Here is a 14,043-nt window from a genome sequence, read left to right as displayed (position 1 = left end):
CCGGGAAAATGCAAAGGACTGTCGCGACGGGCGAAGTTAAAGGATAGGCTGGGTCTCTCCGATTCCCTGAAGGAGGGATGTGATGCCCGGTTCTTCCGTCATCCCCGGCCTGCGCTATGCCGATGCGCCCGCCGCCATCCGGTTTCTCTGCCGGGCTTTTGGTTTCGAAGTGCAGGCCAGCTACGAAGATGTGGACGACCCGCACATCGTCCATCATGCCCAGCTGGTGCTGGGGGAGGGCATGGTCATGCTGGGCAGCGTCCGCGACGGAGCGACGGAATCGCTCTATAGCTGGAGCACGCCCAGGGAACTGGGCGGCGTCACCACCTGCATCTATGTGGTCGTGCCCGACGCCGACGCCCACTGCCTTCACGCACGGAATGAAGGCGCCGTCGTGGTCAGCGAGCCGCACGACAATGACGGCTATCCCGGTCGCGGCTATGAAGCGCTCGATCCAGAGGGCAATGTCTGGAGCTTCGGCACTTACGACCCCTGGGCGCATTCCGCCTAAACTTCCGCCGGTTCGCGCCGTCCTATCCCTTCGACATGTCTCGAAGGAGTTGCTGGTGGCGCTGGTCGGCTGGATTGTAAGTTTCATGGCCCTGTTCGGAGGGCTGGCGCTGTGGCAGGATCTGCCGGCCGACGGTTCGCCCGCATTGGCGAACATTCTGTTCATGCTGGCCCTGCTGACCTGCCCCTGGTTGTGGCGCGACAAGCCGCTCGGCATTTCACTCAGCCAGCGCATCTTCCTGGCGATGGCGCTGGTGTGCAGCCTGCCGTTGCTGTTGTTTCCGCGCAACTGAGCAAAGTCGCGCCGCGCGACTTTGCCGAACGGACATGAAAAAGGCTGCCGATGGGACCATCGGCAGCCTTTTTTCGGCTTCCTCGCGGCGATCTCAGTCGAACAGGCTGGAAACGGAGCTTTCGTCCGCGATGCGCTTGATCGCCTCGCCCAACAGGGGAGCGATCGGCAGATGGCGGATGCTCTTCGCGCCGCAGACCGCATCCGTACCCTGGATCGAGTCGGTGATGACCAGTTCCTTGAGTTCCGACGCCTCGACCCGCGCCACCGCGCCGCCCGACAGCACGCCATGGCTGACATAGGCGGCCACCTCTTCAGCCCCCGCCGCCTTGAGCGCGGCTGCGGCGTTGCAGAGCGTGCCCGCCGAATCGACGATGTCGTCGATCAGCACGCAGAAGCGGCCCTTCACGTCGCCGATGATGTTCATGACCTCCGATTCGCCTGCGCGCTCGCGCCGCTTGTCGACGATGGCGAGGGGGGCGTTGTCCAGCCGCTTGGCAAGGGCGCGGGCGCGCACCACGCCGCCCACGTCCGGCGACACGACCATCAGGTTGCGGTCGCCGAAGCGCGCCTGGATGTCGGCCGACATGACCGGCGCGCCGAACAGATTGTCGGTCGGAATGTCGAAGAAGCCCTGAATCTGCCCGGCGTGCAGGTCCACCGACAGCACGCGGTTGGCGCCTGCGGTGGTGATGAGATTGGCGACCAGCTTGGCCGAGATCGGCGTGCGGGGGCCGGGCTTCCGATCCTGCCGGGCATAGCCGAAATAGGGGACCACCGCCGTGATTCGCTTGGCCGACGCGCGCTTCAGCGCGTCGATCATGATCAGCAGCTCCATCAGATTGTCGTTCGTCGGATAGCTGGTCGACTGGATCACGAACACGTCCTCGCCGCGGACATTCTCGTGAATTTCCACGAAAACCTCTTCGTCGGCGAAGCGGCGGACGCTCGCGTCGGTCAGGGGAATCTCGATATAGTCGGCGATGGCGGCCGCGAGCGGCTTGTTGGAATTGCCGGTCATGAGCTTCATGGCCAAACCCCTAGAACTAAATGGCGTGACAAATTGGTGACGCTGTCGGAACGCGGCCCCTTTAGCGGCGGAGGCCCCTCCTGAAAAGGCGCTTTTGCGCGCTGCTGCAAAATGCTCTAGGGGCGCGGACCATGACCGACAAACTCGTGATAGCCCTGGCCCAGATGACGCAGTCGGTGGGCGACTTGTCCGCCAATGCCGACGCGATGCTGGAATGGCGTGCGCGGGCGATGGAAGCGGACCTCATCGTCTATCCCGAACTGCAACTGATCGGCTATCCGCCCGAGGATCTGGTGCTGAAGCCCGCGCTGGTGGACCGGGCCAATCATGAGCTGGACCGGCTGGCGCAGGCGACCGCCGACGGCGGCCCCGCCATGCTGGTGGGCACGGTCGTGGCGTCGCAAGGCGTCCTGTTCAACGTCGTCGCCCTGCTGGAGAATGGCGCGGTCACCGCCATCCGGCAGAAGCGGGAATTGCCCAATTACGGCACCTTCGACGAAAAGCGCCTGTTCGCCCCCGGTCCGCTGCCCGCGCCCATCGACTTCCGGGGCGTTCGCATCGGCGTCCCGATCTGCGAGGACATCTGGTTTCCCTTCGTCACCGCCCATTTGCGGGCGGAAGGCGCGGAAATCCTGATCAGCCCCAACGGCTCCCCGTTCGAGGTCGACAAGGACGACCGCCGCATCAACGCCGTCGCGGGGACCCGGGTTCGTGAAACCGGCCTGCCGCTCGTCTATCTGAACCGCGTTGGCGGGCAGGACGAACTGGTGTTCGACGGCGCCTCCTTCGTCATGAACGGCGACCTCAGCCTGGCGCACCAGCTTCCCGACTGGGAAGAGGCGCTGGTCCTGACGCACTGGGAAAAATGGGAAGGCCAGTGGGTCTGCCTTCCCGGCGAGCGTCACGCGCTCGATGATCGCCCCGCCGACATCTACAACGCCATGGTCCTGGGCCTGCGCGACTATGTGAACGGGAACCGCTTTCCCGGAGTCGTGCTTGGCCTGTCGGGCGGCATCGACTCGGCCCTTTCCGCTGCCGTCGCGGTGGACGCGCTGGGCGCCGACCGGGTGTGGTGCGTGATGATGCCATCGCGCTTCACCAGCCGGGAAAGCCTGGACGATGCCATCGAATGCGCCCGCCTGCTGGGCGTCCGCTACGACAGCATCCCCATCGAACCCGCGGTGGAGGCTTTCGATGCGATGCTGGCCGACGTCTTCGCCGGCCGCCAGCGCGACCTGACGGAGGAGAATATCCAGTCCCGCATCCGGGGCGTGACGCTGATGGGCCTGTCCAACAAATTCGGTCATATGCTGCTCACCACCGGCAACAAGAGCGAGATGTCGGTCGGCTATGCCACCATCTATGGCGACATGGCGGGCGGCTATTCGGTGCTGAAGGACGCCTATAAGACGACGGTGTTCGACCTTTGCCGCTGGCGCAACGAGAATGTTCCGTCGCTGGGCGAGGGGTTCGGCCCCCATGGCCCCGTCATGCCCGAGCGCGTCATCACCAAGCCGCCCAGCGCCGAATTGCGCGACAACCAGAAGGACGAGGACAGCCTGCCCCCCTATGAGGTGCTGGACCCCATCCTCTACGGTTTGGTGGAGGAGGAACTGTCGGTCGAGCAACTGGTCGCCCGCGGATTCGAACGCGACACGGTCGCCCGTATCGAACGGCTGCTCTATGTCGCGGAATATAAGCGCCGCCAGTCGCCCCCGGGCGTGAAGCTTGGCATCCGCAATTTCGGCCGCGACCGCCGCTACCCGATCACCAACGCCTTCCGCACGCTGTAAACCGCATGACAGTCATCACCCGCTTCGCTCCGTCGCCCACCGGCAACCTCCATGTCGGCAATATCCGCGCCGCGCTGCACAACTGGCTGTTCGCGCGCAAATATGGCGGCCAGTTCCTGCTGCGCCTCGACGACACCGATCTCGAACGCTCGCGCCCCGAATATGCCGACGGCATCAAGGCGGACCTGAACTGGCTCGGCCTGCATTGGGACGGGGAGGAGAAGCAGTCCGACCGCTTCGCCCTCTATGAGGAAAAGTTCGAAGCGCTCAAGGCGTCGGGCCATGTCTATCCGGCCTATGAAACCGCGCAGGAACTGGACCTGCGCCGCAAGGTGCTGCTGGGTCGTGGCCTGCCGCCGGTCTATGACCGGGCGGCGCTGTCCCTGAGCGCGGACCAGATTGCGGCCTATGAAGCCGAAGGGCGTCGGCCGCACTGGCGCTTCAGACTGGATCATGACCTGCCCATCGGCTGGACCGACCTGATCCGCGGCGACCAGCGCTTCGACCCGAAACTATTGTCCGATCCGGTGATCCGCCGCGCCGATGGAAGCTGGCTCTATATGCTGCCGTCGGTGATCGACGACATCGCCATGGGCATCACCCATGTTCTGCGCGGGGAAGACCATGTGTCCAACACCGCGACGCAGATCCAGATGTTCGCGGCGCTGGGCGCGACACTGCCCGCCTTCGCCCATGAAGCGCTGCTGACCGGGAGCGAGGGCAAGCTTTCCAAGCGTCTGGGATCGCTTGGCGTCGCGCATTTTCGCGAGAGCGGTCTTGAACCGATGGCCATCGCCTCCCTGCTGGCGCGGCTGGGCAGTTCCATGCCGGTGGAACCCTTTACGGACCTGCAACCGCTGATCGACAGCTTCGACTTCGCCCATTTCGGCCGGGCGCCAGCACGCTTCGATGAAGGGGAACTGGCGAGCCTCAACCAGAAGATCGTCCACCTGCTGCCCTATGCGGCTGTTGCGGATCGTTTGCCTCAGGGCATGGACGAAGCGGCCTGGGACGCCATCCGCCCCAATCTGGAAACCGTGGCGGGGGCGGCTGACTGGTGGCGGATCGTCACCGGCCCGATCGACGCGCCATTCCCGGCGGACGAAGATCGCGACTTCCTGGCCCTGGCGCATGCCCGGCTGGCGGAGGCGAGCTTCGATGCCGCCATCTGGCGAACCCTGACCGAAGCGCTGAAGACGGAAACCGGCCGCAAGGGCAAGGCGCTGTTCCTGCCGCTGCGCCGGGCACTGACCGGACTGGACCATGGACCGGACATGGGCCAGCTCCTGCCACTGATCGGGCGGGAAGAAGCCTTGGCGCGTCTGTCGGTCTGATCGGGAGATTTGGCGAGGAGCGGACCAGAAGACCGTTCGGGCCGAGCTTGTCGAAGCCCTTTATGCCTGTTTTTGCGCCACAGTCCCAAGCAAGACCGGTGAGAGAAAGCAGGCCTGTCCGCTCTCCACCCGGGCCACTATCCCGGCGCTCCGAAAGCCCTACCGCTGTATAAGCTCCAGCGCCCGGCCAACGGCCAAAATTCCTTCCGGCGCGGCTGCGAAGCCCATATGGGTGCAGTCGACCTCGATTGCCCGATCCCGCTCGCCGACGCGCCCCTTGGCGCATTGGGGCAGTATCACGCCATCCCGACGCGACCAGAGCGCCACGGTCGGCACCGGCGGTTTTTCCTCACGCCGGCAGGTGAAGGGCGGCCGGTCGACCGGAAATCCGGAAACGAGCTGGTAGAGCCGCCACGCATGATTGGCGCGGGGATCGCCGGAAAAGGGCGTACCCATCGTCACGACGCCGCCGACCTTATGCATGGCGAATTTAGCATATTCCCGCGCGAACAGCCCGCCCAGGCTCCAGCCCACCAGAGTTACGGGCGCTCCGGTCTCACGCCTTATGGCGTCCACCCGGTGGTCGATCTGTTCCAGACTGTCCGGCTTGGGTCCGAAATTGCGGCCCATGCCCCAGCCATGCGCCTCATAACCCGCCGCGTTCAGCACGGCGCGTAAAGGCTCCATACGCTGCTCGCTTGCGAGCAGGCCCGGGATCAGCAGGACCTGCCGTCCGTCGCCATGGATGGCCCGCGCCAGTTGGGCGGCCTGCGCCCGTGTCCGCGCCAGATCGAAAGGCACCGATGCATTGCCCAACAGATGCTGGAGCGACGGCCGCTCGGCCGCGCGAGATCCGCTGGCCAGGCGGCTCTTCCAGAAACTGGCAATGGCGTCGGCATAGGGCGGCACGAAAATGTCTTTCCTTCTTCCAACAGGAAAAATGACATTCTCATGACACAGGCTCCCGAGTCCATGGAGATTTGTCCACGGGCATGAACGGTTCGCCGTTTGTGACAGCGGCTTATGGAAGGATCAGGGCGCCAATGGAGAGGTCTGCGCCACCGGCGCGCCGTCGGCCGCCCGCAACTGGCGCGGCTCCAATATCGCGGCCGTTTCGATCAGGTCCAGCGCCCGCCGCGCTTCCATGTAGCGCCGCGCATATTGCATCCAGCGGTCGGCCGCCGCGCGCCCCGGCATCTGCTCCACCTCGGCCAGAGCCGCGCCGACCTGCGATCCGTCCAGATAGCGCAGCGCCCGGTCCAGCGCTGCCTGCGGCCGTGGAGAGGGGGTGGACGCCCGGTGAATGGTGATGATCTCCCGCGCCTCATGTTCCAGCGCTTCCCACCAGCTCGCGTCGGCGGGCGGGACAGTGACCCGGTCGGCCAGGGCCGTCAGCCCGGCGCGCAGGTCGGCCAGCGTCACCGGTTCCCGCGCGGCGTTGATGATGGTCGCCACCGCGCGCGGCTGCGCCTGTCCGAAACGAAGGCGCAACTGGCCCTCGATATAGCCGAGCGGCGTCCCGCTATCGAGCGCCCGCCGCGCCGCGAAGGCGACCAGCAGGCCCTCCGCGCGCGCCGCGTTGCCCGACGCCGCCTGCGCCTCCACCGTGATGCGGTTGAGCCGTTCCTCCAGTTGCACGACGCGCGCGTCCAGCATCTGCCCGGCATCGGCGGACAGCGGCCGCATCGGCACGCCCGGCGCGGCGGCATTCAGCAACGGATCGCTCAGCACCGACGGCCGTTGCGGTGCATTCCACCGCTGGATGCGCGGCAGGGCGAGGACGGTCAGCACGACCCCGACCGCAAAGGCGAGCAAGACCAGCAGCACCAGCAGCCAGGATCCGCGTCGCGCCGGGGGCGGCGCCGCAACGCCGCCGGACGGGCCATCCGTGTCGCTCATCAAGGGCTTTTCTTCCATATGAGGCGAATCATTCGCATAATCCGACGGCAAGGGCCAGCATCCTCTCATCATCGGGCTTATCGGGCGCCTGAGCGCTGGCCCATCCGGTGCCGCAGGCGACCAGCGCCGCAGGGCTGATGGCGATCAGGTGGAGTGATCTGCGCAGCCCCGGACCCACATGGCGCGCCAGCAATTCGCCGGCACGCGGGGAGTGGACCAGAAGGACGCTGCCGGCCTCCAGCCGCTCTGCCCATCCCTCATCGCCGGTCCGCAGCATTTCATAGACGACGACCCGCTCGATCCGCAGCGCGCCCGCGTCGATCGGCGCCACCGTCCGCCCCGCCAGATGCAGCACATCGCCATGCCCGTCCGCCGCGATCCGCCGCGCAATGGCGGTGCCGTCGCCATCCCCGGCGACGACATCTGCGAATCCGGCTTCCTCCAGCGCCTTCGCCGTCGCCTGTCCGACCGCATAGACGGGCAACTTCCGATAGCGGGCCAGCCCTTCCCCCGCCAGCCGGGCCGCATTGGCACTGGTCAGCAACAGGGCGTCGAATCTTTCCGGGGCAGGGGCCTCCCATTGCAGCGCCCGGGGCGCGAACAGCGGAAAGACCCGCGTTTTCAGCCCCAGTTCCGCCGCCCGCGCCGCGGTCTTGCCCGCCCCCGGTTCAGGCCGCAGGATGACGAGAGGCCTCACGCCTCGAACAAAGCCCGCAGCGTCGGACTGGCCCTGTCCAGCAAAGCGCGTCCCATCCTTTCCGCGGCGGCGGCATCGCCCCGCCCGATCCGCAGCGCATCGCTGACCGTCTCCTGCCCGTCGGGGCTGATGATCTCGGCCCGCAGATGGACCCGCCCATCCTCCAGCCGGGCCAGCGCCGCAATGGGCGAATGGCAGGTGCCGCCGAGCCCGGCCAGCACTGCGCGCTCCGCCATCACGCAATCGAAGGTGTCGGCGTCGCTGATCGACGCCAGCAGATCGAGCACCGTTTCATTGTCGCTCAGCGTCTCGATGCCCACGGCGCCCTGGGACGGCGCGGGCAGCATGACCTCGACGGGGATGGTGACGCCCACATCGCCCTGGCCCAGCCGGTCGAGCCCGGCCGCCGCCAGCAGGGTGGCATGCGCCTCCCCCCTTTCCAGCTTGGCGAGCCGCGTCGCGACATTGCCGCGGAACAGGATGACCTCCGCGTCGGGCCGAAGCCGCCTGACCTGCGCCGCCCGGCGCGGCGAGCTGGTGCCCACCAGCGGCCTTTCGGGGAGCGCCGCGAAACTGTCCGCGCCCACAAGGCGGTCGCGCACATCGGCGCGGGGCAGCATGGCGGCGATGCGGATTTCGGCGGGCCGGATCGTCTCCACATCCTTCATCGAATGGACGGCGAAATCGATTTCGCCACTGGCCAGCGCGCGGTCCAGCTCCTTGGTCCAAAGCGCCTTGCCGCCGATTTCCGCGAGCGCCCGGTCCTGAATGCGGTCGCCGCTGGTCTGCACCACGACGATCTCGACCGCGCCCTCGTCCCAGCCGTGGCGCGCCCGCAGCGCCGCCACCGTCATATGGGCCTGCGCCAGCGCGAGCGGGGAGCCACGCGTGCCAAGGCGAAGGGGCGTGTGGGGCGGACGGGAAGGCTTTTGCATGATCCCGCTTGCTCTAATGATCGCGGGCATTAGATGGAAGCGGCAATGACGATCATCCTCGGCCTGGAATCAAGCTGCGACGAAACCGCGGCGGCGCTGGTGACGGCGGAGGGCAAGATCCTGGCCCACCGCCTCGCCACGCAGGAGGAGGCGCATCGCCCCTATGGCGGCGTCGTCCCGGAAATCGCCGCCCGCGCCCATGTCGAGGCGCTTTCGCCCTTGATAGAGGCGGCGCTGAAGGACGCCGACCTCACGCTTGCCGATGTGGACGTGATCGCCGCCACCGCCGGCCCCGGCCTGATCGGCGGCGTGATGGTCGGCCTCGTCACCGGCAAGGCGCTCGCCCATGCCGCGAACAAGCCCCTGATCGCGGTCAACCATTTGGAAGGCCATGCCCTTTCGCCGCGCCTGGCCGATCCGACGCTGCAATTCCCCTATCTGCTGCTGCTGGTGTCGGGCGGCCATTGCCAGTTGCTGCATGTGCGGGGGCCGGGCGACTATGCCCGCCTGGCCACCACCATCGATGACGCCAGCGGCGAGGCCTTCGACAAGACCGCCAAGCTGCTCGGACTGGGCTATCCCGGCGGGCCGGCGGTGGAGAAAGCCGCCGCCGATGGCAATCCGGGGGCCGTTCCCTTGCCACGCCCGCTGGTCGGCACCGCCGAGCCGCATTTCTCCTTCGCTGGCCTCAAGAGCGCGGTCATGCGCGCGGCCCAGTCCGGGCAATATTCGACCGAGGACATCGCCGCCAGCTTCCAGCAGGCCGTCATCGACTGCCTGATCGACCGCACCGAGCGGCAATTGGCGGGCCTTCAGGACATCACCGCCCTCGTCGTCGCGGGGGGCGTCGCCGCCAACCAGTCGATCCGCGCCGCGTTGGAAGCGCTCGCCGCAAAGCACGATCTGCCCTTTGTCGCGCCGCCGCTCTGGCTCTGCACGGACAATGCGGCGATGATCGCATGGGCCGGGGCGGAACGCTATGCGGCGGGCCTTATCGACGACCTCACCGTTCCGGCGCGCCCGCGCTGGCCGCTGGACCCCGGCGCGGAAAAGGCGCGCGGCGCAGGAGTGAAAGCATGAAGGCTCCCTCCCTGAAGGCAGGCGTCATCGGAGCAGGCGCCTGGGGCACCGCACTGGCCCAGACGCTGGCGGCGGACGGCCGGCATGTCCGCCTCTGGGCGCTGGAACCCGAAGTCGTCGCCGCGGTCAACGGCGACCGCCAGAACCCGCTCTACCTGCCCAATATCCCGCTTAGCGCCTCGATCGAGGCGACCGGCGACATGGCCGCCATGGCCGACCGCGATCTGCTGCTGATCGTCAGCCCTGCCCAGCATCTGCGCACCGTCGTGGCGCAGGCGCCGGCGGGCACGCCGCTCGTCCTCTGTTCCAAGGGGATCGAGGCGGGCACCAGCCTGCTGATGTCCGAGGTGGCGATGGAAGCGCAGCCGACCTCGCCTATCGCCGTCCTTTCGGGGCCGACCTTCGCGCATGAGGTCGCCAGGGGCCTGCCCACCGCGATCACCCTCGCCTGCGCCGACGCCGCTCTTGCCGCGAAGATTGCGGGCCGCATCGCGCGCCCTGCCTTCCGCCCCTATCTGTCCGACGATGTCGTCGGCGCGGAGATTGGCGGGGCGGTGAAGAACGTCCTCGCCATCGCCTGCGGCGTCGCGGAGGGCGCGGGCCTGGGCCTCAATGCCCGCGCCTCGCTGATCAGCCGGGGCTTTGCCGAAATGACCCGCTTCGGTCTGGCCAGGGGCGCCCGCGCCGAAACGCTGGCTGGACTTTCCGGACTGGGCGATCTCGTCCTTACCTGTTCCTCGACCAACAGCCGCAACTTCTCGCTCGGCAAGGGGCTGGGGGAGGGGCGGGCTGCCAGCGACCTGCTGGCCAACCGCCGGACCGTCGCGGAAGGGGCCTTTACCGCGCCCGTGCTGCGCGAAGCCGCCCGCGCCGCCCATGTCGAAATGCCCGTGGTCGAGGCGGTCTGCGCCCTGCTGGAAGATGCCGCGCCGCTCGCCCAGGTGATGGATGCGCTGCTCGCCCGTCCGCTGCGCGCCGAATAAATTCATCGCCCTATCATCATTTGTTGCTACAGTCCGGCTCCACAAAATGACGCGACAGCATTGATGTCACAGGGGGATCATAATTCTTTGGCGGCTGAAGGGGCCTCTCCCGCGCAGCAGGACGATATTGCGGCGCTCGCCAAGGGTGGACGGACCAATGTGTTCGGTTTCCTGCTCCGCCTCGCGGCGCGCCTGCCGTTCCTGTTCATCGCCGGCCGCTGGTATGGCGCCGACGCGCTGGGCCGCTTCGCCTATGCGGTGCTGGTGGTGGAGTTCGTCGCCCAGCTCGCGACGCTCGGCCTGAAACGCGGCCTCGCGGGCGCGCTCGCCCAGACCGAGCGGCCGCACAGCCATGTCGTGACCGACGCCATGGTGGTGACGCTGATCGCCTCCCTGATCGGCAGCGCGCTCCTGGTCGCCTTCCCCCAGGCCATGTTCCCGAACAGCGGCATCAACGGCCTCGACCGCCTGCTCGCCCTGATCGTGATCGCGGTCGCCGGGTCCGACGTGGCGCTGGCCGCCTGCGCCTATCGCTTCGACATCGGCGCCACGGTGCGGGCCCGGTCCATCATCGAACCCTGGGCGATCAGCATCGGCGCCTTCGGCTTCGCTTATTATTCGACCCGCGACGGCCTGATCCTCTCCTATGTGGTCTCGATGATCGCCGCGCTGGTCGCCTCGATCATTCCGATGACCCGCCATTACGGCATTCCCTATGGCTGGCGCCCGGATTTCGGACGGCTGTGGCGGCTGGCGCGCCGCAATCTGCCGCTGGCGGCGGCGGACGGCGTGGAATGGGGGTCGCGCCGGCTGGACATGGCGATCCTCGGCCTGTTCGTCAGCCCCGCCGTGGTCGGCATCTATTATGTGGCGCAACAGGTCGCCTCCCTGCCCCAGAAACTGAAGACCAGCTTCGACCCGATCCTGGGCCCGGTCATCACCCGCAATCTTTCGGAGGGCAATCTCACCGCCATAGCGCGGCAGGTGAGCCAGGTCGGCTTCTGGATCATCGCGGCGCAGGCGGGCATCGCGCTTGCGCTCGGCATTCCGGGCGAAGCGGTGATGGGGCTGGTCGGTCCGCATTTCGTCGGCGGAACGGGCGCGCTCGCCTTCCTGCTGCTGGCCGAAGTCGTGGCGGCGACCGCCGTGGTCAGCGAATCGGCGCTGGTCTATATCGCGCGGCACCGCAATCTGATGATCTCGCTGCTGATGATCGGGCTTCAGGCGGCGCTCAGCTTCGCTCTGATCTTCGTGGCGCGGCGCCTGGGCCTGCACGACATGGCCATCGCCGCCGCGCCGGCGCTGGCGCTCAGCATAGCGCTGGGCGTCAGTGCGCTGGTCAAGGCGCGCCTGCTGTCGAACCTGCTGGGCGCCAGGGTCAACGCCTGGCGCTGGCCGTTGCTCAGCGCTTCCGGCGTCGCCTGCATCGTTGGCGCGGCTTTCGTCGCATTGCCACCTCATTTCGAGTGGGTGGAGCTTGTCTTCGGCGTCTTCACCATTCTCGGCGTCTACGGCTTCGTCATCTGGCGCTGGGGGTTCGGCCCCGACGACCGCGCGCTGTTCCGAAAGCAGAAGCCGGCCTGACGCAAAGGAAAAGGCCGGACTTTCGCCCGGCCTCCCATCTTACTCCAGCGTCTTCGCCCGGATCGCCTTCAGGTCGTCCTCCGGCCGCGCGCCCCAGTGGGAGATCACTTCGGCCGCCGCCGCCGCCCCCAGCTTCAGGCACTTCTCGACCTCCAGCCCCTCCAGATGGCCCGCCAGGAAACCCGCCGCGAACAGGTCGCCCGCACCGGTCGTGTCGATCACTTCGGCCACCGGCGCCGCATGCGCTTCGTACCGCACGCCGTCGACCATGGCGATCGCGCCCTTTTCGCTGCGGGTCGAGACCAGCATCGGCACTTTCGCGGCGATGGCGGCCACGGCGGCGTCGAAATCATGCACCCCGGCCAGCGACTGGATTTCGCCTTCATTGGAGAAGAGGATGTCGATCAGCCCCTGGTCGATCAGGTTGATGAAGTCGGCGCGGTGGCGGTCGATCACGAAATTGTCCGACAGGGTGAAGGCGACCTTCCGCCCCGCGCCCCGCGCCGCGTCGATGGCGGCGCGCATCGCCGCGCGCGGCTGCTCCGGATCCCAGAGATAGCCTTCGAGATAGAGGATGGACGCGGAACGGATAAGGTCCAGGTCCAGCGCCGTCTCGGGCAGGAACTGCGACGCCCCCAGGAAGGTGTTCATCGTCCGCTGCGCATCGGGCGTCACCAGGATCAGGCAGCGGGCCGTCGGCACGTCGCCCTGCATCGCCGGCGTATCGTAGCGTATGCCGAGCGCGCGCACGTCATGGGCGAAGACGGCGCCCAACTGGTCGTCATTGACCTGCCCGATGAAGCCGCATTTCTTGCCCAGCGCGGCCAGCCCCGCCAGCGTGTTCGCCGCCGATCCGCCGCTGATCTCCTTGCCCGCGCCCATGTCGGCATAAAGGCTTTCCGCCGTTTCCGCGTCGATCAGCTGCATGCCGCCCTTGGTCAGCGCATGTTCGGCCAGGAAAGCGTCGTCGCTCCGGGCGAGCACGTCGACAATGGCATTGCCGATGGCGACAACATCAAGCGTGGGGGCAGCAGCGGTCACGCAAAATCCTTCGTGAATAAGGGGAAAAATCCCGCCGTCTCTACCGATCCGGGGCGCGCTGCGCAACGGCGCTGATTGACGCTGCGCGCCAGGGCGGGAATAGCGGTGTCATGGTCCTTGCCGCCGTCCTTCGCGCATTCCCTTCCATCTTCCACGGTGCCGCCCTCCGGCTGCTGTTCAGGACGCTGCTCCTGACCCTGCTCGCCTTCGCGGTCCTCGCCGCCGCCTTGTGGACCGGCATCCACGCCGCCCGCCTGCATTATGGCTGGCTGCCGGGCGCGGGCTGGGGCGGGCTGGCGGAGGCGACCGCGACCGCCATCGGCGTGATCGCCGCGGGCTGGCTGCTGTTCCGCGCCACCGCCATGGCGATCATGAGCCTGTTTGCCGACGACATCGTCATTGCCGTAGAACGGGACAGCTACCCCGCGGCGGCAGCCCGCGCCCGGCCGGTCGGCTGGGGCCGCAGCCTTCGTTTCGCGCTGCGCTCCATCCTGCGGACCGTCGGCTGGAACCTGCTTGCCCTGCCGGCCTATCTGCTGCTGCTGGTGACGGGCATCGGCACGCTGGGCCTGTTCCTGATCCTGAACGCCGCCCTGCTGGGCCGGGACATGGCCGACATGGTCGAGCCCCGCCATCCCGACCTGCCGCCGATCCCGCGCGGCAGCCGGTGGCTCATGGGCCTCGCTTCGGCGCTGATCTTCCTCGTGCCGCTGCTCAACCTGCTTGCACCGATCTGGAGCGCGGCTATGGCGGTCCACATGCTGCACGGTGCCCGAAGGAACATGCCATGACTCGTCCTCATCCGGCGTTCGTCCTGGCTTCGCTCTTGACCCTCGCCGCTTGCGGAGGCGTCGTGCCGCCGCCC

The 14,043-nt window shown here is 67.5% G+C and carries 14 protein-coding genes; 8 read left to right on the top strand and 6 right to left on the bottom strand.

Going from position 1 to position 14,043, the window contains the following annotated elements; genetic code table 11:
* Nucleotides 1-82 precede the first annotated feature (82 nt).
* Both K7W03_RS10975 and K7W03_RS10970 read left to right on the top strand, forming a co-directional pair.
* Nucleotides 83-511, top strand: a complete 429-nt coding sequence (locus K7W03_RS10975) for a VOC family protein (RefSeq protein ID WP_222886327.1) — start codon at nt 83-85, stop codon at nt 509-511.
* 55 nt (nt 512-566) lie between these two features.
* Nucleotides 567-803 (top strand): hypothetical protein, encoded by a 237-nt coding sequence (locus tag K7W03_RS10970; protein ID WP_025548238.1) that lies wholly within the window; start codon nt 567-569, stop codon nt 801-803.
* 93 nt (nt 804-896) lie between these two features.
* Here K7W03_RS10970 and K7W03_RS10965 read toward each other — a convergent pair whose 3' ends face one another.
* The gene (locus tag K7W03_RS10965) at nt 897-1,832 is read right to left on the bottom strand and encodes a ribose-phosphate pyrophosphokinase (RefSeq protein ID WP_025548240.1); all 936 of its coding nucleotides are present in this window, start codon (nt 1,830-1,832) and stop codon (nt 897-899) included.
* 131 nt (nt 1,833-1,963) lie between these two features.
* Here K7W03_RS10965 and K7W03_RS10960 point away from each other — a divergent pair, with 131 nt between their 5' ends.
* Both K7W03_RS10960 and gltX read left to right on the top strand, forming a co-directional pair.
* Nucleotides 1,964-3,625, top strand: a complete 1,662-nt coding sequence (locus K7W03_RS10960; protein WP_140042793.1) for an NAD+ synthase — start codon at nt 1,964-1,966, stop codon at nt 3,623-3,625.
* 5 nt (nt 3,626-3,630) lie between these two features.
* Nucleotides 3,631-4,959, top strand: coding sequence for a glutamate--tRNA ligase (gene gltX, locus K7W03_RS10955; protein ID WP_222886326.1), 1,329 nt, complete (start codon nt 3,631-3,633; stop codon nt 4,957-4,959).
* Between the two features lie 159 nt (nt 4,960-5,118).
* On the opposite strand, the gene K7W03_RS10950 is transcribed toward gltX, so the two are convergent.
* From K7W03_RS10950 to hemC, 4 genes are all read right to left on the bottom strand, one after another.
* Nucleotides 5,119-5,868, bottom strand: a complete 750-nt coding sequence (locus K7W03_RS10950) for an esterase/lipase family protein (RefSeq protein ID WP_222886325.1) — start codon at nt 5,866-5,868, stop codon at nt 5,119-5,121.
* A 123-nt stretch (nt 5,869-5,991) separates the two neighbouring features.
* Entirely contained in the window at nt 5,992-6,876 is an 885-nt protein-coding gene (locus K7W03_RS10945; protein ID WP_025548244.1) for a hypothetical protein, read from the bottom strand.
* Nucleotides 6,877-6,886: 10 nt separating this feature from the next.
* Complete coding sequence (locus K7W03_RS10940) at nt 6,887-7,555, bottom strand: uroporphyrinogen-III synthase (RefSeq protein WP_222886324.1); 669 nt, start codon at nt 7,553-7,555, stop codon at nt 6,887-6,889.
* A complete protein-coding gene (gene hemC / locus K7W03_RS10935; protein WP_222886323.1) occupies nt 7,552-8,490 on the bottom strand; it encodes a hydroxymethylbilane synthase in 939 nt (312 codons plus the stop codon). The genes K7W03_RS10940 and hemC overlap by 4 nt, the downstream gene beginning before the upstream one ends.
* A 45-nt stretch (nt 8,491-8,535) precedes the next feature.
* On the opposite strand from hemC, the gene tsaD reads away from it, so the two are divergent.
* From tsaD to K7W03_RS10920, 3 genes are all read left to right on the top strand, one after another.
* Entirely contained in the window at nt 8,536-9,570 is a 1,035-nt protein-coding gene (gene tsaD / locus K7W03_RS10930) for a tRNA (adenosine(37)-N6)-threonylcarbamoyltransferase complex transferase subunit TsaD (RefSeq protein ID WP_222886322.1), read from the top strand.
* Nucleotides 9,567-10,553 carry an NAD(P)H-dependent glycerol-3-phosphate dehydrogenase gene (locus tag K7W03_RS10925; protein WP_226870055.1) on the top strand — a complete coding sequence of 329 codons (987 nt, stop codon included), beginning with the start codon at nt 9,567-9,569 and terminating at the stop codon, nt 10,551-10,553. Before tsaD ends, K7W03_RS10925 begins: the two co-directional genes overlap by 4 nt.
* Before the next feature lie 63 nt (nt 10,554-10,616).
* Nucleotides 10,617-12,137, top strand: coding sequence for a lipopolysaccharide biosynthesis protein (locus tag K7W03_RS10920; RefSeq protein WP_371873103.1), 1,521 nt, complete (start codon nt 10,617-10,619; stop codon nt 12,135-12,137).
* Between the two features lie 39 nt (nt 12,138-12,176).
* Here the strand turns inward: K7W03_RS10920 and K7W03_RS10915 are convergent, their stop codons facing one another.
* Nucleotides 12,177-13,178: an adenosine kinase gene (locus K7W03_RS10915; RefSeq protein WP_222886321.1), complete on the bottom strand. Its 1,002-nt coding sequence runs from the start codon at nt 13,176-13,178 to the stop codon at nt 12,177-12,179.
* 110 nt (nt 13,179-13,288) lie between these two features.
* Between K7W03_RS10915 and K7W03_RS10910 the strand changes: the two genes are divergently transcribed.
* Complete coding sequence (locus tag K7W03_RS10910; protein ID WP_061939873.1) at nt 13,289-13,969, top strand: EI24 domain-containing protein; 681 nt, start codon at nt 13,289-13,291, stop codon at nt 13,967-13,969.
* The last annotated feature ends 74 nt before the right edge of the window (nt 13,970-14,043 follow it).

The sequence above is a fragment of the Sphingobium sp. PNB genome (assembly GCF_019873065.1).
Taxonomy (GTDB): domain Bacteria; phylum Pseudomonadota; class Alphaproteobacteria; order Sphingomonadales; family Sphingomonadaceae; genus Sphingobium; species Sphingobium fuliginis.
The sequence above is the reverse complement of the archived record's forward strand: the minus strand, read 5'-3'. Positions and strand labels throughout refer to the sequence as shown.